18 protein-coding genes are annotated in these 23,132 nt (G+C 64.1%); 9 read left to right on the top strand and 9 right to left on the bottom strand.

Annotated elements, in window-relative coordinates:
• Positions 1-206: 206 nt before the first annotated feature.
• The gene (locus tag HV753_RS16845; RefSeq protein WP_175175648.1) at positions 207-632 is read right to left on the bottom strand and encodes an Lrp/AsnC family transcriptional regulator; all 426 of its coding nucleotides are present in this window, start codon (positions 630-632) and stop codon (positions 207-209) included.
• A gap of 124 nt (positions 633-756) precedes the next feature.
• Between HV753_RS16845 and HV753_RS16840 the strand changes: the two genes are divergently transcribed.
• From HV753_RS16840 to HV753_RS16830, 3 genes are all read left to right on the top strand, one after another.
• The gene (locus HV753_RS16840; protein WP_175175647.1) at positions 757-1,809 is read left to right on the top strand and encodes an ornithine cyclodeaminase; all 1,053 of its coding nucleotides are present in this window, start codon (positions 757-759) and stop codon (positions 1,807-1,809) included.
• A gap of 172 nt (positions 1,810-1,981) precedes the next feature.
• A complete protein-coding gene (locus HV753_RS16835; protein ID WP_246288299.1) occupies positions 1,982-3,475 on the top strand; it encodes an EAL domain-containing protein in 1,494 nt (497 codons plus the stop codon).
• A gap of 35 nt (positions 3,476-3,510) precedes the next feature.
• Complete coding sequence (locus HV753_RS16830) at positions 3,511-5,397, top strand: hypothetical protein (RefSeq protein ID WP_175175646.1); 1,887 nt, start codon at positions 3,511-3,513, stop codon at positions 5,395-5,397.
• A 24-nt stretch (positions 5,398-5,421) separates the two neighbouring features.
• Here the strand turns inward: HV753_RS16830 and HV753_RS16825 are convergent, their stop codons facing one another.
• The 7 genes from HV753_RS16825 to HV753_RS16795 form a co-directional block, all read right to left on the bottom strand.
• Entirely contained in the window at positions 5,422-5,628 is a 207-nt protein-coding gene (locus tag HV753_RS16825) for a DUF1059 domain-containing protein (RefSeq protein ID WP_175175645.1), read from the bottom strand.
• 191 nt (positions 5,629-5,819) lie between these two features.
• Positions 5,820-7,904: a sensor domain-containing protein gene (locus HV753_RS16820; RefSeq protein WP_175175644.1), complete on the bottom strand. Its 2,085-nt coding sequence runs from the start codon at positions 7,902-7,904 to the stop codon at positions 5,820-5,822.
• Positions 7,905-8,119: 215 nt separating this feature from the next.
• The gene (locus HV753_RS16815) at positions 8,120-9,016 is read right to left on the bottom strand and encodes a LysR substrate-binding domain-containing protein (protein ID WP_175175643.1); all 897 of its coding nucleotides are present in this window, start codon (positions 9,014-9,016) and stop codon (positions 8,120-8,122) included.
• Positions 9,017-9,091: 75 nt separating this feature from the next.
• Positions 9,092-9,988, bottom strand: coding sequence for an ABC transporter permease (locus HV753_RS16810; protein WP_217481482.1), 897 nt, complete (start codon positions 9,986-9,988; stop codon positions 9,092-9,094).
• Positions 9,989-9,990: 2 nt separating this feature from the next.
• Positions 9,991-10,941 carry an ABC transporter permease gene (locus HV753_RS16805; protein ID WP_175175642.1) on the bottom strand — a complete coding sequence of 317 codons (951 nt, stop codon included), beginning with the start codon at positions 10,939-10,941 and terminating at the stop codon, positions 9,991-9,993.
• Positions 10,942-10,958: 17 nt separating this feature from the next.
• Positions 10,959-12,602 (bottom strand): peptide ABC transporter substrate-binding protein, encoded by a 1,644-nt coding sequence (locus HV753_RS16800; protein WP_175175641.1) that lies wholly within the window; start codon positions 12,600-12,602, stop codon positions 10,959-10,961.
• 45 nt (positions 12,603-12,647) lie between these two features.
• Positions 12,648-13,781: an NAD(P)/FAD-dependent oxidoreductase gene (locus HV753_RS16795; RefSeq protein ID WP_175175640.1), complete on the bottom strand. Its 1,134-nt coding sequence runs from the start codon at positions 13,779-13,781 to the stop codon at positions 12,648-12,650.
• Between the two features lie 343 nt (positions 13,782-14,124).
• On the opposite strand from HV753_RS16795, the gene HV753_RS16790 reads away from it, so the two are divergent.
• The 5 genes from HV753_RS16790 (at position 14,125) to HV753_RS16770 (ending at position 20,430) form a co-directional block, all read left to right on the top strand.
• Positions 14,125-14,538, top strand: coding sequence for a Rid family hydrolase (locus HV753_RS16790; RefSeq protein ID WP_175175639.1), 414 nt, complete (start codon positions 14,125-14,127; stop codon positions 14,536-14,538).
• Positions 14,525-15,880, top strand: coding sequence for an NAD(P)/FAD-dependent oxidoreductase (locus HV753_RS16785; RefSeq protein WP_175175638.1), 1,356 nt, complete (start codon positions 14,525-14,527; stop codon positions 15,878-15,880). The genes HV753_RS16790 and HV753_RS16785 overlap by 14 nt, the downstream gene beginning before the upstream one ends.
• 11 nt (positions 15,881-15,891) lie before the next feature.
• Positions 15,892-17,424: an aldehyde dehydrogenase family protein gene (locus HV753_RS16780; RefSeq protein WP_217481481.1), complete on the top strand. Its 1,533-nt coding sequence runs from the start codon at positions 15,892-15,894 to the stop codon at positions 17,422-17,424.
• Entirely contained in the window at positions 17,421-19,235 is a 1,815-nt protein-coding gene (locus HV753_RS16775) for an ABC transporter ATP-binding protein (RefSeq protein WP_175175637.1), read from the top strand. The genes HV753_RS16780 and HV753_RS16775 overlap by 4 nt, the downstream gene beginning before the upstream one ends.
• 61 nt (positions 19,236-19,296) lie before the next feature.
• Complete coding sequence (locus HV753_RS16770) at positions 19,297-20,430, top strand: serine hydrolase domain-containing protein (RefSeq protein ID WP_175175636.1); 1,134 nt, start codon at positions 19,297-19,299, stop codon at positions 20,428-20,430.
• A 13-nt stretch (positions 20,431-20,443) separates the two neighbouring features.
• Here the strand turns inward: HV753_RS16770 and HV753_RS16765 are convergent, their stop codons facing one another.
• On the bottom strand, positions 20,444-21,553 hold the full coding sequence (locus HV753_RS16765; RefSeq protein ID WP_175175635.1) for a YcjF family protein: 1,110 nt from the start codon (positions 21,551-21,553) through the stop codon (positions 20,444-20,446).
• 169 nt (positions 21,554-21,722) lie between these two features.
• Between HV753_RS16765 and HV753_RS16760 the strand changes: the two genes are divergently transcribed.
• Positions 21,723-23,126, top strand: coding sequence for an amino acid permease (locus tag HV753_RS16760; protein ID WP_175175634.1), 1,404 nt, complete (start codon positions 21,723-21,725; stop codon positions 23,124-23,126).
• Positions 23,127-23,132: the final 6 nt, after the last annotated feature.

Below are 23,132 nucleotides of genomic sequence, written 5' to 3'. Positions count from 1 at the left end.
CGGAATTCCGATACCGCACGGCGGCTCGGCGCGGCAGGCCGCCGCATGTGCGCGATGAGCCGCTAAGACACTGATTGGATTGACGATTTACCGGCCGTGGCGACGCTACCAAGACCCCACGCATAACGCTGGATCATGGACGCTGTGCAAAGTTTTATATCGGGTTTCCCCGCGCTTTCGCGTGGCCGGCCGGTGTGCGTGCCGCCTTAGAACGCCTTGAACGTCTTCAGGTGAATACTGGTTTCGGTGGCCGAAATGCCCTTGAGCGTGCGCAGCCGGTCCAGCACTTCGGATAACTGGTCGATGGTGGGAACGCGCAATTCCGCCAGCAAGTCCCAGCGGCCATTGGTGTCATGCAGGCCGGCCACGCTGGGTTCGCCCATCAACAGGTTCACGATCTTGCGGGTTTCGTGGCCTTCGACGGCGATGCTCATCCAGGCCACGATGTCTTCGGTTTCCGCCTCGGGGCGCAGCCGCACGGTATAGCCAACGATGATGCCCCGCTCTTCCAGTTTTCGGATGCGGTTGTCGATGGTGCCGCGCGAGACGTCCAGCTTCTTCGCCAACGTCGCCACCGAGAGGCGGGCATTGGCGCGCAACAGGCCCAATAGGCTTTGATCCAGCGTATCCATTGTGAAAAATGCTATTTTTGGCTGTCGAATTGCCAGAATCTTAGCGTTTCGTGTGGAATGTTGTCACTATGAATTGGTTTGGCCGTCCGCCAGAATTTCCTTTCCATAACTTGGGGAGAAAAATATGACGACACTGCTGACGACTTCGGACGTAGCCAATATCGTGGCCTTGCAAGGCCCGCGCAAGGTCTTCACCGACCTGCTGGACTATGTGCTGGCGGACTTTCTGCGATGGCAGGAATTCGATAAATGCGCACGTGTAGCCAGCCATTCCGCCACCGGCGTCATCGAACTGATGCCCACCGCCGACAACGAGCTCTACAGCTTCAAGTTCGTGAACGGCCACCCCGACAATCCGCAGGCCGGCCTGTCCACCGTGATGGCCTTTGGCGCCCTGGCGCAAGTCAGCACGGGCGAACCGCTGCTGATCAGTGAACTGACCCTGACCACCGCCTTGCGCACCGCCGTGACCTCCGCCTTGGCCGCCCGCGCCTTGGCCCGGCCGGATTCGCGCACGATGGCGCTGATCGGCAACGGCGCACAAGCCGAATTCCAGGCGCTGGCCTTCCATTACATCCTGGGCATCGACACGTTGCATGTCTATGACGTGGACGCGGACGCCACGCGCAAGCTGGAAAGCAACCTGGCCTCGGTCGCGCCATCCCTGCGCATCGTGCGTTTCGACGGCACCGCCCAAGCCGTCAAGGGCGTGGATATCGTCACGACCGTGACGGCCGACAAGGCCTACGCCACCATTCTGACCGCCGACATGGTCGAAGCGGGCATGCACATCAATGCGCTGGGCGGCGACTGCCCGGGCAAGACGGAGCTGCATGGCGACGTGCTGCGCATGGGGCCGGTCTTCGTCGAATACGAACCGCAGACCCGGATCGAAGGTGATTTGCAGCAGATGCCCGCTGATTTCCCGGTGACGGAATTGTGGCGTGTCCTGACGGGACAAAGCGGCGGCCGCCAAAGCGCCCGTGACGTGACGATATTTGATTCGGTCGGTTTTGCGCTGGAAGATTTCTCGGCCCTGCGTTGGTTGCGCGATAGCGCGGCCTTGCATGGCATCGGCACCCGCATTGAAGTGGCGCCGCAATTGCAGGACCCCAAGAACCTGTTCAACGTGGTGCGCACGGCCCGTATCGGTCAGTCCGCCCTGGTGCAAGGCTAGACGGGGGGCGGTTTTCGCCAAAAAGAGACGCCCATTTTCAGGAATGGGCGTTTTTCTTTTGGGGAGGCGGTAGTGTTGCGGTTACATTGCCTTACGCGCTGTTCACCTTCTGATAGCGCTATCAGCGTCCCTTCACCCGATGTCACGTATCCGAATTGCAGCTGTAGTGTTAATGATGTCGACGCTGGGCTTCCTGGCGGGGCTGGCAGCGGGTCGGCTGATAGAACTGAACCAGGTTGACGACCGGCTTGCCCGGCACAACACCCGCCTGCTGGCGCAAGCCGTGCGCGTGGCTCAGGAAAGCCAGCGCTTGATCCAGGCGGCCTCGCATACCGTTGACCTGTGCTCGGATTCCGACGTCGCCACCTTGCGGGTGCTGCTGTTCAACGCCACCTTCCTGCGTGACATCGGCCGCATCCGCGGCGACATGCTGATCTGTTCCGCGGCCTGGGGCGTGCTGGCCACGCCGCATCCCTTGCCGCCCGCTTCGTTCACGGCGCGCAGCGGCATGACGTGGTGGGTAGGCGCCGCCAATATCATCGATCGCCGGATCATCGGTGACATGGCGGCGCGCAATGACGTCGTGGTATTCACCGCGCCAGGCGCCTTCGACGGCTTCCCGGAGCCGGGCTCGGGGATGGATTCCAAGGTGGTGACCCGCGATGGCGCGAACGCCTATCGCCGCTTTGGCCAGACTGATGACCTGGCGCTTTACATCGGCGACAGCCCGTCTGACAACAACCTGCGGGCAGAGCGCCTGATTGCAGAGTGCGCCGTGCCCGCCACGTCCGACCTCTGCGTCGTGTCGCGCATCAGCTCGCATGCCTGGTTCACGTTGCCTGCGCTGATTCTGGCCTGGACGGGCGCGCTGGTGGGTGGGCTGTTGGCGGGCCTGTGTTTTCTGTGGCACCAGCAATCCAAGAGTGAACGGAGCGCGTTGCGTAAAGCCATCCGTCGCGGCGACTTGCAAGTCCGCTATCAGCCGTTGCGTGAACTGTCGACGCGCCGCCTGGTGGGGGTCGAGGCGTTGGCGCGCTGGCGCGCGCGTGACGGCTCGGCGGTGCCGCCGGCCCTGTTCGTGCCGCTGGCCGAGGAAATGGGGTTGGGCCGTGAACTGTCCCGTGTGGTGACGCAGCAGGCGCTGCGCGACCTGTCCGGCCGGCTGCGAGACACAAGCGGCTTCTATGCCAGCATCAACGTGTCGGCGGAAGATCTTCAGGACGACGCCTATCCCGACTTCCTGCTGCGCACGGTAAACGAACAAGGCATCGCGCCGCACCGCGTGGCGCTGGAGATTACCGAAGGGTCGCCCTTGTCGGACGGCCACGTGCGAGGCACTATCCGGGCCTTGCGGCGCCAGGGTTTCCGGATATTGATCGACGACTTCGGCACCGGCAACTCCAACCTGAACTATCTGGCCGAAATGCAGGCCGACGCCATCAAGCTGGACCGCCGTTTCACGCAGGCTATCGGCGCGGAACCGGCGGGCACGCTCATTATCGATCACGTCATCGATATCTCGCGCGAGCTGGGCGTGGGGCTGATCGTCGAGGGCATCGAAACCGAAGCGCAAGCGCAATACCTGTCCGCACGCCAGCCCGCCACCGTGGGTCAAGGCTGGTTGCTGGGGCGCGCGGTGCGGGTGGAAGACCTTCCGCTGGAGTAGCGGATAGCGGCATTTCGCACCCGTATACTGGCGGCATGAAGCCGACGATCCGTACCCTGCTGACCGCTTCGTTGCTGTCCGCGACTACCGTGCCATGGCCCGCGATGGGGGTTGCCGCGACTGCCGCAGCCACATCGCCCGCCACCGCAGACTCCTCCCCGCAAATCGCCTCACCGTTCCTCGCGCATATGCAGGAGGCGCATCGGCTGATGGCGGAAAAAGACTGGCCTGCCGCTGATGTCGCGGCCCGCAAGGCACTACAGGCCGCGCGGGACCATGAGAACAGCTACGAGGAATTCGACGCTGCCGCCACGGTGGTCAATCTGCTGCACCGGCAGCAACGCTATGCGGACGCGCGCCGTGCGGCCGAAGAGCAGATCGCGATCTTTGAGAAGCGCGGCGTCAGCCCGGATGCCATCCTGCAATTGCGGGTCATGGCGATCCGTGAAGGCGCGGCCGCAGGTGAATCCGTTGAGGTGGCGCGCTTGCAGGAAAGCGTCTTCACCCAAAGCAATGTCTATCCCGGCCAGTGGACGCGCGACGCCGTGGCGGGCCGGCTGTTCTATGCGCTGGCCGACATGAACCTGCCTCTGACCGTGGGCCGCTGGGCGCTGGTCAGCTTTCAGCCGGCCGATGAACGGATGGACAGCGCACAGCTGGACTACGTGCAGACATTGGACGACGGCCGGGCCGTGACGGTTCGCGTGGGGATACGCTACCGTGAAGACTTGCGCGCCAAGGACGCGGACGCGCGCCGCCAGGCCTTGGCCGATCGGATGGGCGAGCCGCATGGGGATCAGACCCCCGCGCCGGATGCGGAATCCGCGCTGCCGGACCTGCCCTTCAAGGACGTCATCGCCGTCAAGCGTGCGCGGCAGGTCGACTATCCGCGCGGCGTTGGCATCGAGGCGCAATGGACTGCCGTGCGCGGCGATTGGCAAGTGGATGTGCGCGCGTCGTTCGGGAAGGACAAGCAGGCCGGGGCCATTGCGCCATTGCACGAACTGTTCGACGCGATGACGTGGAACCGCGATGTCCGCCTGTTTCGCGACAAGACCATGACGGACCAGAACCGCGAGATCGAATCCTATTGGTCGATGGCGCGCGACTGGCCGACAGCGGCCAAGCTGGCGCAGGCCGCATTGCCCGATGCCGCGTTTCCGCTGGAAATCGCCAGGCTGAACACCGTGACCGGCCGCGCGGCCTACGGCAGTGGTGACCTGATCGCCGCGCGTCGCGACCTGGACGTGGCGCTGGCCGCCTGGGCCCATGCCGGCAAGGCCTATCATGACGAAACGCTGTATCAGACCGCGCTGGATGTCGCGGCCGACATCGCCTACCGTCAGGGCCGCGCGCAGGATGCGGTGGCGTTGAACCGGCGGTTCATCGATTGGGTCGGCACGCAGGGTGCGGCGTGGTCAATGGCGGACGATGGGGCGACGCTACGGAACACCGAGACCGGCATGGCGCTGCCACTGCGGCTGGGCGATTTTCGCCTGGAACCGATCGATGAGAAGCGCTTCTACTATCGCAACCTGAAGACCGGCGAGCAACTCGGCCTGGCCGTGGAGCAAAACGCCGCCTTGCCGGACGAGACGCTGGAAGCCTCCATGCGATCCTTCATCGAGGACAAGCTGGGGCTGCATATTCAGGGTCTGTCGACCGCTGACTTCACGCCGCGCGCGCAAGAAGGCCAAGGCGCCGACCTGCGCGGCCGGCAGTGGGTATTTCAGGTGGAAGGCCGGCCGGGTGACGACCATGTGATCCACCTGGATGGCGCCACGGGCGTCACCGCCGCGCCCGCGCAAATGGTGTTCTGGGTGGTCGACCGAGGCAATCGCCGTGCCATCCTGCGCGCGCCGCTGCCGGCGGGGGGCGCAGACACCGGCGCCGCGCGATTCGCACAAGCGCTGGGCTGGTAGCCGCCCGCCCGGCCACCTGCCAGCCTATCGCGGCGCGTCCGCCGGGGGCGAACCGTCGTGGAACATCGACTTCAGTTGTGTGCGCAGTTCGGGCGTGTCCGAGTGCTTGTGTACGGTGACGGCATGCTGCACGGCGGCTTCCAGCAGTTCGTCGTCAGAGTCCGCGGCCAACGCCACCGAGCAGTTCATCTCGCTTGGATAGTCGCGGCAATCGATGTATTTGCGTGTCATGATCTTCTCCCCGCGCATGGCCCGAAAGTGTGGCCTGCGACTAGGAACCTCCGACGCGCGGCGCGGAAGGCATTGGACGCGATGGCGCGTCGCAGCGCGTCCGATGATTCAGAAAGTATAGGCTTGCCGCTGCGCGGCCGGGACGGGAAATACGGGGTGCGGCCCTGTTTGCGCCAGGCCGTCCGCACGGCTTATCCGGCCGCGTCCTCCGACGTTTCGTGTGACACCGGGCGGCCCAGCAGATAGCCTTGGAAGTGCGAGCACCCTTCTTCCGTCAGCCGGTCCAGCTGCGCGGCGGTCTCCACGCCTTCCGCCGTGGTCGGGATGTCCAGGCTGCGCCCGATGCCGTTGATGGCGCGGATGATGGCCAGCGCCTCTTTGCTGGATTCGACGTCCTGTGTGAACGACTTGTCGATCTTGATCTTGTCGAACTCGAACGTGCGCAGATAACCCAGCGACGAGTATCCCGTGCCGAAATCGTCCAGCGCCACCTTCACACCCAGGTCCTTCAGGCGGTTCAGCGTATTCAGGTTGGAGGCCGAATTGGCCAACAGCACGGATTCCGTGATTTCAAGCTCCAGTCGGCCTGCCGGCAGCCCTGATTTGGACAGCGCGGATTCCACCAGCGATACCAGCGCGCTGTTGGTGAACTGGGCGGCGGACAGGTTCACGGCCACGGTTTCGTGATCGTTCCAACGCATGGCTTCCGCACACGCTTCGTGCAAGGTGAACGCACCCAACTCATGGATCAACCCGGTCTCTTCGGCGATGGGGATGAAGTCGTTGGGCATGATCAAGCCCTTCACCGGATGCTGCCAACGCATCAACGCCTCGCGCCCCACCACGCGCACGTGACTGACGTCCATGATGGGCTGGTAGTACAGCTGCAACTGCTGTCCCATGATGGCCTGGCGCAGGTCCATCTCGACTTCGTGGCGCTTGAGCGCGGCGGTTTCCATGTCCGGCTTGAAGAAGGCCAGGCAGTTGCGGCCGTTGCGCTTGGCTTCGTACAAGGCCATGTCGGCGTAGCGCAACAGATGGTCGGCCGAGCAGTCCGGCGACTCCGCCAGCGCGATGCCGATGCTGATGCTGATGGGCACGGCGTGGCCGTCGACCTCGAAGGGTTGGCGCACGGCCTCGATCAAGCGTTCGGCCATCTTGCGCACGTCGTCCTGCTGGCCGATGCCATGCAGAACGATGGCGAATTCGTCGCCGCCCAGCCTGGCCAGCGTGTCCTGTTCGCGCAGGCTCTTGGACAGGCGCTTGGCCAACAGGCGCAGCAGTTCGTCGCCATAGGGGTGGCCCAGCGTGTCGTTCACGCTCTTGAAGTTGTCCAGATCCAGGTACAGCACCGCTGCCGTGCGGTCGCCGCTGCGGCTGTTCAGAGCCTTCAACAGCTGTTCGCGGAACAGTCTTCGGTTGGGCAGCCCGGTCAGTGTGTCGTGGTGCGCCATGTAACGCACCTGGGCGTGCGCGGCGTTCTCGTCCGTGACGTCGTCCGAGATCAGCAACACATAGCGCGACCGAGGGTCATTGCTGTGAAAAACCAGGGTCTTGGTACGCAGGGTGCGCGTGCCGCGCGCGGTGGCCAGTTCTTCTTCCGCTTCGCGCAGGGTGCCGTCCGAGCGCAGCGCTTCGTGCGTCAGCCGGTCGAAGAATTCGCAGACGGGCGCCGGCAGGCATTGCCGCGCGGTCTTGCCGATCATGTCGGATCGGGCGCCGCCAAAAGTGGCTTCCGCCTGACGATTGGCCAGCAGGATGGTGCGCGACACGGCATCCAGCACCAGGACGCAGGACGGAATGTGCGACACCACGGCATCCAGGAAGCTCGACAGAGACGTCAGCTCGGTGTTGTAGCGTTCGGCCAGTTCCTTGGCCCTCAGCACCTGCTGTTCGCGTTCGCGCCGCTCGGTGTTGTCCCGCGTGACTTTCGCGTAGCCAATCAGCGTGCCCTGGTCATCATGGATCGCGTCGATCACGACGTGTGCCCAGAACAGCGAACCGTCCTTGCGCACGCGCCATCCTTCCGCTTCAAACCGGCCCTCGGCGCGGGCGGTGGCCAGACCCTTGCCAGGCAGACCGGCATCCTGGTCCTTCTGGCTGTAGAAGCATGAGAAGTGCCGCCCCACGATCTCTTCTTGCGTGTAGCCCTTGGCGCGTTCCGCGCCGGCGTTCCAGTTGGCGACCGTGCCGTCCGGATGAAGCAGGTAGATGGCGTAGTCGACGACGCCCTGCACAAGGTGCCGGTACATGACGTCGGAATTGTCGATGATCATTGGATGTGGCGGGCTGGATAGCCCGCCGCAGGCAGGTGCAAGCAAGGCGAGGGCAGTCCCGCGAAAAGCCTGAGGGATATACGACTTTACGTCGCAGCGTCCGCAATATTTAACGTGGCCATGCAAAAGCCACGAATCTTGCGAATGTTGTCGCCGAAACGCAGATTCTTGCAACGTGGGCGTGCCTCCGCTGTGAGCGGTGCGGCACCCCGGGGCTAGGCGTAAGAGGCGATGATCGCCTTGGATTCCACCAGCTCGCTAACGATCCAGTCTTCCACCAGTTTTACCTGCCGGCGATGGCGCAGCGCGGGCCGGCGTACCAGGTAGTAAGACACGCCAGTGGGCACCGCCTTGCGCAGCGGCACGACCACGCGGCCATCCTGGATGGCCTGATCGGCCAGCACGACGTCCGCGATGGCCACGCCCAGGCCGGCTTCCGCCGCGCTCAATGCCATGTCCAGCGCATCGAAATCCAGTCCCCCCCGCGTGAACAGCTCTATTCCGGTCTTTTCCGACCAGGTGATCCAGTCCTGGTGGTCGGGCAGCGGGTGCAGCAAGGTGGACTGGCGCAAGCCGCGTTCAGGGTCGGCGGCGTCAATGTGGCCGGGCGCGCAGACGGGCACGATCCACTCGGCATACAGCTCGGTGGCGTCTTCGTGCGAAAAATTGCCCAGTGCGTAACGAATGCCCAGGTCGGAATCGGTTTCGTCGGCCGTCATGTCGTTCAGGCGCGTGCGCACGACCACCTTGATCAGCGGATGTTGTTCGTGGAACCGCCGCAGCCGCGGGAAAAGCCAGCGCAAGGCAAAGGTTGGAATCACGCGCAGCGTGACGATGTCCTGATCGGTATGCGTGGGGTCGATGGCGTTTGCGATGTGGTCGAACGCTTCCTTGACCGTCGTGGCCAGCTTGCGTCCGGCCTCGGTGATTTCCAGTCCGCTGTGGGTGCGCAGGAACAGCGTCTGCCCAAGCTGCTCTTCCAGGATGCGGACCTGCCGGCTGACCGCGCTTTCGCTGACATTCAGGATCTGGGCGGCCTTTTTGACGCTGGTATGGGCCGCCACGACTTCAAAGCAGCGTAGCGCGTTCAGCGAGGGCAGGCGTCGATGCATCCCGTTCTCCAGGGGCGTGGGTGGTTAGGCTCGGCCCGGATCAAGGGGTACCGACGAACGCGCCCGTGGGGATATTCACCGGCTGCGCGGTTCGAGTATATTGCGCAGCCCTTCACCGATGAAGTTCACGCTGGTCACGGTCAGTGCGATCGCCACGCCCGGCACGATTGCCAGCCAAGGCGCCGACGTCAGATAGATCTGCGCGTTGTTCAGCATATTGCCCAGGCTGGCCACCGGCGGCTGGATGCCATAGCCCAGGTAGCTGACATAGGATTCCAGCAGGATCGCGCGCGCCACGTTCAGCGTCGCGACGATGATGATGGGACCCATGGCGTTGGGCAGCAATTCGACGACCATGATGCGCAGGCCGGACGCCCCGGCTGTCCGGGCGGCCGCGACATACTCCGTGTTGCGCAGCGACCGGTATTGACCTTCGACCAGGCGTGCGACTTCCATCCAGCAGGTGGCCGAGATCAGGATGGTGGTGGAGACGATGCCGGGCTTGACCAGCATGGCCAGGGCCAGAATCAGGAAGATCGTCGGAAAGGCCAGCATGGCGTCGACAAAGCGCATCAGTAGCGCGCCCACGAAGCCACGCCGATAGCCGGCGACCATGCCCACAACAGTGCCGATCAGCACCGAGATCAGCATGGCGGCGAATCCAATCGTCAGAGAAATCCGGCCACCGGCCATCAGGCGGGCCAGCACGTCGCGGCCCAGCTCGTCGGTGCCCAGCAGATGGCCGCCGGTCAATGGCGGTGCAAAGCGGTTCAGAACGTCGATATAGCTGGCGTCAAGGCGCAACGCCATCGGTCCCGCAAAGCACAGGAGCACCATCAGGGCGATGGTGATGACGCCGGCCGTGGCCAGCTTGTGCCGAGTCAGGCGCCGCCAGCCGGCCCGCAGCGGGCCGGGAGGACAGTTGGCGGCGTCCGCCATGGCCGTCTCGGAGATTCCAGGGGCTTTCATCATTCTCAGTCCATCCGGATACGAGGATCGGCGATGGCGTACAGCACATCGGCCAACAGCGAGCCCAACATCACCATGATGGCGGACAGCATCAGAACACCCATGACCACGGGGTAGTCGCGGTATTCCAGTGAATCAAAGAACAGCCGGCCCATGCCGGGCCAGCTGAAGACCGTTTCGGTGATCAACGCGCCGCCCAGCAAGGTCGGAAATTGCAGGCCAACGAGCGTGATCATGGGCAGCAACGCATTGCGCAACGCATGCGACAGGATGATCGTCCGGCCACCCGCACCCTTGGCACGCGCGGTGCGGATGTAGTCCTGCTCCAGGGTTTCGATCATGGATGAACGCATGAAGCGCGCCCATACCGCCGTCTCGACCAAGGCCAGCACCATGACCGGCGCGATCATGTGATGAACCAGATCCAGGAACGAGCCGTCGCCAAACGTCTGCTGGTTGCCGGCCGGCAACCATTCCAGCTTGATCGAGAACAGATAGATCGCCATCAAGCCGAACCAGAACGTCGGGATGGACAAGGCGATCATCGCACCAACGGATGACAGCGCGTCCATCAGCGAATGCCGGCGCACCGCGCCCCAGATGCCGATCATGCCGCCCAGCAGCGCGGCGATGACGGTTGAGACCGCCATCAACGACAAGGTCGCCCCGATGTGTGAGCCGATGGTGGCCAGAACGCCGATGCCATCGCGGTAGGAAGCACCCCAGTCGCCGCGCACCATGCGCAGCAGCCAGTCTCCGTACTGGATGAGGAACGGGCGGTCCAGGCCCATGCTGCGGGTCAGACGGTCGATATCCTCTTGCGCCATGTTCGACGACTGCGCCAGTTGGGACAACGGCCCGCCCGGCGATAGATAAAGGATGCCGAATCCGATGAGGGAAACCAGCAGCAACAGAACCAGGGACTGGCCACCGCGCTTGAGCAGATACTGAGTCATCAGGAGGCTCCGGCCCTTCAGCTTGCCCAATACCAACTGCGCATGTTCCAGCAGTTGGACGAGCTGTTGATATTGTTTTCGTAGCCGACCAGTTTTTCCTTGACGGCTTCGATGATGACCGTCTGGGACACGGGCAGAAGCACCAGATCGCCTCTGACGATTTCCTGGATCCGACGATAGATGCGCTTGCGTTCGTCCAGGTTGAATTCCCGCGTGCCTTGCTCCAGCAGCTTGTCCATTTCAGGATTCTGGTACTGGTAGGTATTCAGACCGCTGCCCCCCTTGGCGGGTATCGATCCGCTGGAGAAGCGCGCCGTCACGTCGGGATCGCTGCCTTGCAGGAAATTGGACGCCACCATGACAGATTGGTACTGCGATTTCTGCCAGAAGTTGCCCCAGATGACGGCGGCCGGCATGTTCTCGATGGTCATCTCCACCCCAATCTGCCGCCAATCCTGCATCAGCAGCTGTTGCGACTGTTCGCGCGCCTGCGCGCCCGCCGTCGTGGAATTGGAGAATGCCAGACGCTGGCCGTTCTTCACTCGGATGCCGTCGCTGCCGGGTATCCAGCCGGCGGCATCCAGCAAGGCGCGCGCAGCCTGTGGGTCATACCGGTGGGCAGGCAGCGCGTCGTCATAGGCCCAATGCCCCTTGGGCACATAGGATTCCGTTGGCAGCGGCCGTCCTTGATAGATGGCCTTGATGCGCGCCTCCTTGTTCATGCCCAGGTACAGGGCTTCGCGCACGGACTTGTCGGCAAAGGGTGCAAAGCCCAGGTTCAGTGCCACGTGTTCGATGAACGGGGTGGGCACCGGCATGATGCGTGCGCCTCGCAGTTTCGCCGCTTCCTGCTCGAAGCTGGGCTGGATGCCCGACAAGCCCAGATAGTCGATCTGGCCGCTGCGGAACTGCGTATACAGCATCGTCTGATCGGGGATGTACTTGAAGATGACGCGCAACAGATAGGGACCCTGGCCGTGGTAGGCCGGATTGCGTTCCAGCTGAATGTGATCGCCGGCGCGGCGGGCGCCCCAACGGAAGGGGCCGGTCCCGACTGGCGTCTGGTTGTAGGGCGCGGTATTGGGATCCGCCGCCGCGCCCAGCACGTGCTCGGGCACCAGGAAGGTTTGGGACAGCACCGACATATAGGGAGTGAAGCTGCTTTCCATGCGCCAGTGGATCTCGTCGTCCGCCACGACGGTGATGTCGCGCACCAGCGAATGACCCACCCGATTGCGCGCCCGGAACGCGGGGTTGTTGATCAGGTCCAGCGTGTATTTCACGTCGCGCGCCGTGAACGGCTTGCCGTCATGCCAAGTGACGCCGGTCTTGAGCTTTACCTTCCAGGCCAGGCCATCCGCCGACAGCCCGCCATTGGCGATCGATGGGACTTCGCGCGCCAGGTCGGCCACGGTGTTGCCCTGCGCATCGATGAACCACAGGGTGCTGAACAACTGCCACCAGACGCCCTGGTCGACTTCGCTGCCCGGCATCAAGGGATTGAACACCGTGGGCTCTTGCGAGATGCCGGCGATCACCTGCCCGCGCGGGGCGGACGGCGGCGTGGAGGCCGATTGTGCCCAGGTGGGCGCAACCATCAGCGTGCCGGCAGTAGCCGACAATTTCAGGAAATTCCGTTTGGAGATCTTGTGGTCGATCATGGCTTTCCGTTTCCCCGTTTTGTGATGTGTTTGCCGATGCTGGATTCAGGCGGACTTGAGCGTGGCGCGATCCGGTGCCAATGCGGCAGCCGTCAGGTCTCGGGCGCGCAGCGCGTCGGGCAGCGCCTGGCGCTGGGCAAGCGCCGCCACGGCCTGTCCCATGGCGGGTGATGTCAGCACGCCGCAGCCGCCCAATGCCGCGTACCAGATGAAGTCGGGGCTGTCCGCGTGCGCGCCGCAGACCGGGTTGCGGTCGCGGACGTAACTGCGCACCCCCGCCCAGACACTGATGGGCCGTGGAATGCGCAACGACGTTTCCTGTTCGATGTTGTAGATGCCTTGCGCCACGTCCAGCTCGTCGGGGTAGACCTCTCCGGGTGCGACCGGTTGCGCGTCGGCGGGCGATCCCATGAAGCAGCCATGCTCCGGCTTCACATACCACTGGTAGTCCGCGTTGCACACGTGCGGCCAGTTGCCCCCTTCGGAGCCAGGCAGCAGCGGGAAGGTGAACGCCGTGCGCTTGTACGGCGTGATGCCGATGGGCGCCACGCCCGCCATGCGGGCGATGGCGTCGGCCCAGCCGCCCGAGGCGTTGATCAGCACGCCGGCCGTGTAGTCCTCCTCGTGCGTGCGGATGCGCCATTTTCCTTCAAGCCGTTCAATAGCCTGCACCGGCGCATTCGTCGCCAGCACGGCGCCATTGCGCTTGGCGCCTTTCAGATAAGCCTGTAGCAGGGCATTGACGTCAATGTCCTGCGCGTCGGTTTCATGGACGCCAAGGTCGAACTTGCCGGCGAGCAGCGCCGGGAACAGCGCCATGGCCTGTTCCCGGTCTACCCATTCGGCGCGGCCACTGGCCTGCCCGATGCGTTCATGCAGTTTGTCCAGCACGGATTTCTGGTCATGCCGGCCAAGGGTGAGGCTGCCCCGGCGTTCGATCAACGGCAGCTCGGAGAAGCCGGCCGGGGGCGTTACGAAGAACTCGCGACTGGCCGCCGCCATGGCGCGCATCTGGTCGGCGGAAATGCCTACCGTGAACTGGCCCGCCGTGCGTCCCGAGCTATGGAATCCAAAGTGCGGCTCTTGTTCGATCAGCGCCACCTTTCCCGCTTGGGAAAGAAAGTAGGCGGCCGCCGCGCCTGAGACTCCACCGCCGACAATTGCAAAATCCACGTGCATGCTGTGTTTCCCCTGTCATCTGGAAGGCCGCAGGTTCTGTGCCGCGGCGCCGGGCTGTTCCCGGAATGACCCGATTGAATCTCAACGTCTCCGGCAGTGTCGAGTCGAATAAATCGAATCGAAACCGCAATAATCTGCACCGGGGCCGGGCTTACCCGAACGCAGCGCGAAGCGCTACGGGAAAACCATGACCGTTTAATCGCTGTTCTGCCAGGCGGCCAAGGTCCGTCGTCTGCGCGCCGTTCTATTAATTGCATTCAGGCCTCGATTTTTTGACATCGACGGCGCGGCGTCTTTTGCGCGATCCTGCTCGCCAATGACGCACTCCAGGATGAACATCGACATGAACGACAACACCCGTCAACACCAAGGCCGGCAAGCCATCTATTCGGGCAGTGAGTATGAACGCACTTACAGCTATGCGCGCGCCGTTGCCCTGAATGGCCATATCCGCCTGTCGGGCACGACCGGCTACGACTATGTCGCGGACGTGCTGGCCGATGGCGCACAGGCGCAGACCGAACAGATCTTCCGCAATGCCGGCCATGCGTTGGGACAGGCCGGCGCGACATTGCGCGATGTGGTCCGTGTACGCATCTACATTGCCCGGGTCGAAGACTATGACGCCGTCATGGACGTGTACGCGGCGGCGTTCCGGGGTGTGGATCCCGCGTGCACCACCGTTCAGGCAGGTCTGTTCGATCCCGCTATCCGGGTCGAGATCGATATGGATGCCATCGTCGATGCCACCGCTTAGTCTGCTGCGGCATGCGCCGGCGGACGCCGTGTCACGCCTGTTGGACAGAACCGAGCCGCTGCCCGCCACGGCCGACGTCGTCATCATTGGCGGTGGCATCATGGGTTGTAGCGCTGCGTGGTACTTGGCCCGCGCCAACCTGAAAGTGGTGTTGTTGGAGAAGAACCGCATTGCGTCGCAGCAGTCCGGACGCAACTGGGGCTTCGTGCGTTCGCTGTACCGCGATCCGGCGGAATTGCCGCTGGCGGCTCAAGCCTTGTCGTTGTGGCCCGGGTTGCGGGCTGAACTGGGGCATGAGACCGGCTGGACGCGCAGCGGTTGCCTGTTCCTGTGCGCGGATGAGGCCGAACGCCAGTCCTACCAGGCATGGCTGACCCAGGCGGGCGGCCGGGTCGACGATACGAGGATGCTCAGCGCCGATGAGGTGGCGGCGCGATTTCCGCTGGTGTCCCCACGTACCGAGGGTGGCATCATCGCGGAATCGGATGGGCAGGCCGAACCCACGTTGGCGACGCTGGCATTTGCCCGGGCAGCGATCCGAGCGGGTGCGGTCGTGCTGGAAGATTGCGGCGTCAGTGCGCTGGATACCGCGGGTGGCAGCGTGCGCGGGGTGCTGACCGAGCATGGCCCGGTGCGGGCCCCCATCGTCATTTGCGCGGCAGGTGCGCAGACCTTCCGCCTGTTGCAGGGGCTGGGCGTGCAGCTGCCCCAGAAAGTCGTGCGCAGCACGGTATCGCTGACCGCGGCCTTGCCCGCCATGGGCCTGCCTTGCTTTGTCGGATACGGCCTTGGCCTGCGCCAGCGTCCCGATGGTTCCTGCATCATCGCGACCGATGCCGGCACGGATATCGATCTGACTCTGGACTCCTTGCGTGCATCGCGCTATTTCCTGCGCGAAGTGGTACGCAACCACAAGGGCTTCTCGTTCCGGCTGGGCAAGCCCTTTGTCAATGACCTGTATACCCGGCTGTCGGTGCCGAGATCGGATTGGGCGATCAAGCCCCGCGACCCTGACATCGCGCCCAACATCCATCGCGTGCGCGACAACCGCAAGCGTTTCGCGGAATTGTTCGCCGGGATGCCGCCCGTCGAGATCGTGAAGTCCTGGGCCGGGAACATCGACGTCATGCCGGATGCGTTGCCGGTGATTGATGCGGCGTGGCCGACGTCGGGGTTGATCATCGCCACCGGCTTTTCGGGCCACGGCTTTGGGCTGGGGCCCGCAGTGGGCAGCACCCTTGCCTCCCTGGCCCGGGGCGTGGAACCTAAAACCGACCTGGCGCCGTTTTCGGCCGACCGTTTTCTGCGGGGGGCCTACTCGCGCCCCTACGCCGCCATCTGATACCCGGAGCCATGATGTCCGATACCGCCTTGTCCACTCCCAGCCATGCAGAACTTCTGCGTCTTGCCGCCAGTCTGCGCTTGCCAGACCGCGCCTTCATCGACGGCGACTGGTCGGCATCCCACAACGGAGCGCTGATCGAGACCAGCAACCCCGCCACCAACGCGGTGCTGAGCACGCTGGCGCATTGCGGCCAGCAGGACGTGGACCGCGCGGTCGCGGCGGCGCGACGGGCATTCCGGGCAGGGGCCTGGTCGCGTTGCGCGCCGGAAACGCGCAAGGATGCGCTGCTGAAGCTGGCGGCGCTGATCCGGCGCGACGGCGTCAAGTTGGCGGTCATGGAAAGCCTGGAAAGCGGCAAGCCCATTCGTGATTGCCTGCGCGAGATCACGCAGGAAGTGCCGGCCATCTTTCAGTGGTACGGAGAGCTGGTGGACAAGAGCTATGGTCACGTGGCGCCCACCGGTCAGGAAGACTGCGCGATGGTCGTGCGCGAACCCATTGGCGTCGTCGCCGCGGTGTTGCCCTGGAATTTTCCGTTGCTGATGGCAACGTGGAAGCTGGCGCCGGCGCTGGCCAGTGGCTGCTCCGTCATCGTCAAGCCGGCCGAAGAGACGTCGTTGACCGCCCTGTCACTGGCAGCCTTGGCGATTGAGGCAGGAATACCCGCAGGCGTGCTGAACGTGCTGACCGGGCCGGGCGAAACCACCGGCAGGCTGATCGGACAGCACCCGGACATCGATTCCGTTTCGTTCACCGGGTCCACCGACGTCGGGCGATTGTTCCTTCAGTACGCGGGCACCAGCAACCTGAAAACGGTGGGGCTGGAGATGGGGGGGAAAAGTCCCTTCATCGTGCTCGACGATGCGGACCTGACCGAAGATCTGATCGACAATGCCGTCATGGCCGCGTTCTGGAACGGCGGCCAGAATTGCTCGGCCAATATGCGCCAGCTGGTTGCGCGGTCGCGGCAGGACGCCTACGTGGAGAAGATCATCGCCCGCACCAAACAGATCGTGATTGGCGATCCCCTGAATCCGGCGACCGACATGGGGCCGCTGATCTCCGCTGGCCAGCGCAATCGTGTTTTGTCGTATGTGAGCAAGGGCGTGGAGGAAGGCGCGCGCCGCGTTCTGGAGGCGGGCGCCACGCCAGGCGCGCGCGGCCACTATCTTGGCCCCACGGTGTTCGCCGACTTGCGTCCCGACATGACCATTGCCCGCGAAGAGATATTCGGCCCGGTTCTGGGCGTGTTGCCCGTGGACAGCATGGACCAGGCGCTGCACATCGCCAACGGGACCGACTACGGTCTGCATGCGACGGTCTACACCCGCGACCTCGACCGTGCCATGTACTTCGCCCGCCGCCTGGAGTGCGGCACGGTCGCGGTCAACGGTTTCACGGAAGGCGACATCAAGACGCCCTTCGGCGGCTACCGCCGCTCGGGCTCGCTGGCCCGCGACAAAGGGTTGGAGGCCATGGCGCAGTATCAGCAGATCAAGACGATCTGGCTGCGCCTGTCCGCGATGGGGCTGAACCCGTGAACGCGCCCGTGCTTCGCGTCGCCGACCTGCGCGCCCGGTTCCGCGTCGCGGGCGGTTGGAAGACCGTCGTCGACGGCCTGAACTTCCAGGTGGCCGAGCGCGAGACATTGGCCGTGGTTGGGGAATCGGGATCGGGGAAGAGCGTCACCGCCATGTCGATCATGCGGCTGCTCAATCCCCGTGACACGCAAATCTCGGGCAGCGTCCGGCTGGGCGAACGCGACTTGTTGCAGTTGTCCGAGCGCGAGATGCGCACGATCCGTGGCGCGGAAATCGCGATGATCTTCCAGGAACCGATGACCAGCCTGAATCCCGTGCGCACCATCGGGTTCCAGGTGGCCGAATCGCTGATGCTGCATCGGGGGCTGGACTGGTCCGCCGCGCAGGCCGAGGCGCTGCGTCTGCTTGAGAAGGTGCGCATCCCGGCCGCGGCGACGCGGCTGAAGGATTATCCGCACCACCTGTCGGGCGGCATGCGGCAGCGGGCCATGATCGCCATGGCGTTGGCGTGCCGGCCCCGGTTGCTGATTGCGGATGAACCCACCACGGCGCTGGACGTGACGATCCAGGCGCAGATCCTGGCCCTGATCCGTGAATTGCAGCGTGAAGACGGCATGTCGGTGCTGTTCATCACGCATGACATGGGGGTCGTGGCGGAAGTCGCGGATCGGATGGTCGTGATGTGCGGCGGCGCGCAGATCGAATGGGGTGAGACGGCTCGCGTTTTCGACGCACCGGCGGAACCCTACACGCGGGCCTTGCTGGCCGCCGTGCCGCGCTTGGGCGCCATGAAAGCCCAAGCGCGTCCCTTGCCATTTCCGGCCATCGACCGGCAGACCGGCATCAAGACACCTGCCGCTCAGACGGAGGACACCGTGCGCGTGAATGCGCCGCCAGCGCTGGAGGTCCAGGGCCTGACGATGCGCTACCGCATGGGCTCCGGATTGCTATCGCGGGAACGCGGCATGGTGCACGCGGTTGAGAACGTATCGTTCAGCGTGCAACCGGGCGAAACGCTGGCATTGGTCGGCGAATCGGGGTGCGGCAAGTCCACGATCGGCCGCAGCATCATGAACCTGCTGACACCCACAGCGGGCCAGGTACGGGTCAATGGCCAGGATATCCACGCCGCCACGCGCCGCGACCGTGGCGCCATGGCACGCCACGTGCAGATGGTGTTCCAGGATCCTTTTTCCAGCCTGAATCCGCGCAAGACCGTCGCGGCGGCCGTGGCCAGCCCGCTGATCGTGAACAAGGTCTGCAAGGGCGAGGCGTTGCGCGCCCGTGTTGCCGAATTGCTGGCCTGCGTGGGGCTGGACAGTGCCGCCGGCGAACGCTATCCGCAGGAGTTCTCGGGCGGGCAGCGGCAGCGTATCTGCATCGCGCGCAGCCTGGCATTGGGCCCCTCGTTGCTGGTGGCCGACGAGGCCGTTTCCGCGCTGGACGTGTCGATCAAGGCGCAAGTCATCAATTTGATGCTCAAGCTGCAACAGGACATGGGGCTGGCCTATCTGTTCATTTCGCACGACATGGCCGTGGTCGAGCGCGTCAGCCACCGCGTGGCGGTGATGTACATGGGCGAGATCGTCGAGATTGGTTCGCGGGCCGCGGTGCTGTACGACGCGCGGCATCCCTACACCCGGCGGTTGCTGGATGCGGTGCCAGTGGCCGATCCGCATTCGCGGCCGGCTCAGCCGCGCAGCCTGGCGCAGGACGAGATCCGCCACACACTGCGTGCACCCGGCTACACCCCGCCGCAACGGCGCTATCGAGAGGTCGCGCCAGGACACTTCGTGATGCAGGACGATTGACGCCTTGCGTCTCGCCTGCCATCCGCCCCTACGCTACACGTATTCACATCCGGAACCTGCCATGCCCATGACCCCCGCCCTGAAGACGCACCTGATGCGGTTCTACGACGGCACCCTGCTTCCCGACGAACTCACCCTGGCCTTGGCCCAAGACCCAGGTTGGTTCGCGTCCGACACCGTGGCGCGTGGCCAGCGGGTGCGTGATCTGCCCCTGCGCCCTGACGGGCTGCCCACGTTGCGCATTGAAGATCAAGGACGTGTCTTTGACCTGTATGACTACCTGGCGACCAATGGCGTGGCCGGCCTGCTGGTGCTGAAGGACGGGCAAGTGGCCTTCGAGACCTACCAGCGCGGCATCGTGCCCGAAACGCGCTGGAACTCGTGTTCCTTGGCCAAGTCGGTGGCGGCCACGCTGGTGGGCGTGGCGCTGAAGGAAGGCCTGATCGATTCGCTAGATGATCCGGTGACCGACTATGCGGATCTGGGCGGCGTATACCGCGAGGTTTCGTTGCGCCAGATGCTGCGCATGTGTTCAGGCGTGCGCTGGAACGAAGATTATGGCGATCCGGCATCCGAGCGTCGCCAGTTGCTGGACATCCAGACCCGCTGGCAGGCGGGCGGCATTCGCGACTTCATGAAGCAGTTGCCGGCGCGGCAACCCGCCGGCCAGGCTTGGGCCTACAACACGGGCGAATCGTATTTGCTGAGCGCGGTGATGGAAGGTGCGACTGGCCAGCGGCTGGCTGCCTACTTGCAATCGCGGCTGTGGTCGCGCATCGGCATGGAATCCGACGCCACCTGGTGGTCGGAGAGCACCGGCGGCATGACGATCTCGGGCAGCGGCATGAACGCGACACTGCGGGACTACGCGCGGTTCGGGCAATTCGTGCTGGAAGGCGGACAATTGGACGGCGAACGCCTGTTGCCGGACGACTGGGTGGCGCAGGCGGGTTCACCCTATCGCATTGGCGACACCGAGATTCCCTACGGCTATATGTGGTGGGTGCCGGAACTGAAAGATCCCGCCCTGGCGGGCGCCTTCCAGGCTGAAGGCATCTATGGCCAGTTCATCCACATCAATCCGGCGCACAAGCTGGTGGCCGTGGTGCTGAGCGCGCGCGGCAAGCCCAGCTTCAAGAAACGGGTCGAGATCAACGACGACGCCTTCTTCGCCGCGTTGGCCAAGGCGTTCTGAACGCCGTCGCGTCCTACAGCTTCACGCGCTGTTTCAAGGCCTGCGCGATCATCCCGATATCGATGTCCTTGCCTGGGTTCTTCTGACAGAAGTCGTACAGCACCGCCACGTAGGCGTTGCCCAGCAGTTTGGTGATGGCGCCAGCGGTGGTGGCGGCAATGGTGCCGCCTATCGCGCTGCCCGCGCCCGGGATGAACTTCAACATGCCCGACACGACGGAACGGCCGATCAACGTGGCGGCGGACGCGCCCAGCGTGGACGTGACCAGGGTGGTGATCGCGGTGGTGTCCAGCTCCATGCCGAAAGTGATGCCGATCTTGGCGATCATGCCCACCTGGATGGGCACCAGTGCAAAGGCATCCGAGAACGGGATGGGGGCGGCGGCGGCGGAGGCCGCCAGGCCGGCAGCCACGTTCACCTCGATCTCAGCCCGCTTTTTTTTTACTTCCAGGGCTTTCTTGTTGCGCGTGGACAGCGCGTTGGCGTAGGCGCGCTGTTGCGCCTCGGGGATGTACTCGGCCGTGACCTCGATCAGGGCATCCAGCCCCATCGGCGGCAGTTCGGCGTCCAGCTCTTCAATCCATTCCGGCAGCGCCCGCACCGCCACCACGTCTTTGGCGCGCGGCAGCAGCTTGCGCGCCTCATCGACGAAGGGGCTGTTCTTGCGCGCCTTGGTCAGTACCGCCACCACGGGGATGCCGGCGTTGGCCAGCATGTCGCATAGCTCGATCTCGGCGTCTTCAACGCGATGGCTGCTGTCCTGAATGCAGAGCCACGCCACGTGTAGATGCTTCTCCTGGTCATCGGAAGCGGAACGTTCCAGGATCAGGTCGGCCAGTTGCTGGCGCGACCGCGCGTAGTCGCTTACTTCCAGGCCGCGCGTATCGATGATGGTGAGCGGGTGGCCGGGCTTGGTGTAGGCCTGCGTGGACTGGGTGACGGGCTTGCCCGCCCCGGTCTTGGCCAGTTCGCCCCGGAACACGGCATTGATCAGCGTGCTCTTGCCCACCCCCGTTTTGCCGGCGATCAGGATGTTCACGCGGCCCGCGCCGCGTGTCGCCGTGCTGATGGCATCAGCGATGGCGTCCTGCAAGGCGGGGGAATCGGGGCGGAGGGCGTTCATCGGGCAGTCGCGGAAAAGCCAAGGGGATTGGGCAACGATATCAGAAGTGTCTGATTTGCGTGCCATTGATCTTCTTTCCGGGTCGGGTTGGGCGAAGATCCCGATAGCCCGATGGGGCCATCGCACTGGAATGCACGTCAGTACACAACAACGATAAACGGGGATACCTATGAACCAGGATGGTTCGCACCTGCGGCGCGGCTTGAATGCGCGGCATATTCGTTTCATGGCGTTGGGGTCGGCCATCGGCACCGGGCTGTTCTATGGGTCTGCCAGCGCGATTCAACGCGCGGGGCCATCGGTGTTGCTCGCCTATCTGATCGGCGGGGCCGCTATCTTCCTGACCATGCGCGCCTTGGGCGAAATGGCGGTCAGAACGCCGGTTTCTGGGTCGTTCGGCCATTACGCCACCCGCTATCTGGGACCCTACCTTGGCTTTCTGACCGGCTGGAGCTACGCATTCTCCATGCTGATGGTGTGCCTGGCCGACGTCACCGTGTTCGGCCTGTACATGAGCTTCTGGTTCCCGGACACGCCACGTTGGATCTGGGTGCTGGGCATCGTGCTGGTGATCGGTGGCTTGAACCTGTGTTCGGTGCGGGTATTCGGCGAACTTGAATTCTGGTTGTCGCTGTTGAAGGTCGTGGCCATCGTCGCCATGATCGCGGCGGGCCTGGGCGTGCTGCTGGCGGGGATTCAGCCGGGCGGCGCCACGGCATTGGGCGGCGCCGGGTTCTCCAACCTTTGGCGGCATGGCGGCTTTTTCCCGAATGGCGTGCACGGCACGATCGCGTCGTTCTCGGTGGTGATGTTCGCGTTCGGCGGCATCGAAGTCATTGGCATGACGGCGGGCGAGGCCCGTGACCCCCAGCGCATGATCCCGAAAGCCATCAATTCAGTGCCGTTGCGCATCCTGTTGTTCTATGTGTTGACCTTGACGGTCCTGATGGCCATCTTCCCGTGGCCCGGCATCAATGGCGACAGCAGTCCCTTTGTGCAGATTTTCAGCTCACTGGGGCTGGGGTCTGCGGCCTCGGTGCTGAACCTGGTGGTGATATCCGCCATCGTCTCCGCCATCAACAGCGACATCTTTTCCACCGGACGCATGTTGTACGGCATGGCCGCCAACGGTCAGGCGCCGATGGTGTTCTCGCGGCTGTCACGCTTTGGCGTGCCGTGGATGACGGTATTGGTGATGGGCGTGGCCTTGTTGGGCGGCGTCGTGTTGAACTACCTGCTGCCTGACAAGCTATTCATGACCTTCGCGTCAATGGTGACGTTTTCGGTTGTGTGGGTGTGGCTGATGATCTTGTTGTCGCAGGTCGCCATGCGCCGCGAGCTAGGCCGCCAAGGGGCCGCCGCATTGCATTTCCCCGTACCGTTCTGGCCTTGGGGGCAGATCTTCGCGATTGTCTTCATGTTGTTCATCTTTGTCGTGCTGGGCGTGTTTCCGGACACCCGCCTGGCGTTATACGTCGGCGCCGGCTGGCTGGCCGTGCTGACCGTGGCGTACTGGTTGTGGGTGCGGCCGAATCGCCCCGGCGGCGCTCCGGTGGTCTCCCAATCCCCATGATTCTTC

It is taken from the genome of Achromobacter pestifer, from assembly GCF_902859625.1.
Classification (GTDB): Bacteria; Pseudomonadota; Gammaproteobacteria; order Burkholderiales; family Burkholderiaceae_B; genus Achromobacter; species Achromobacter pestifer.
This window is presented reverse-complemented; position numbering and strand designations above follow the sequence as displayed.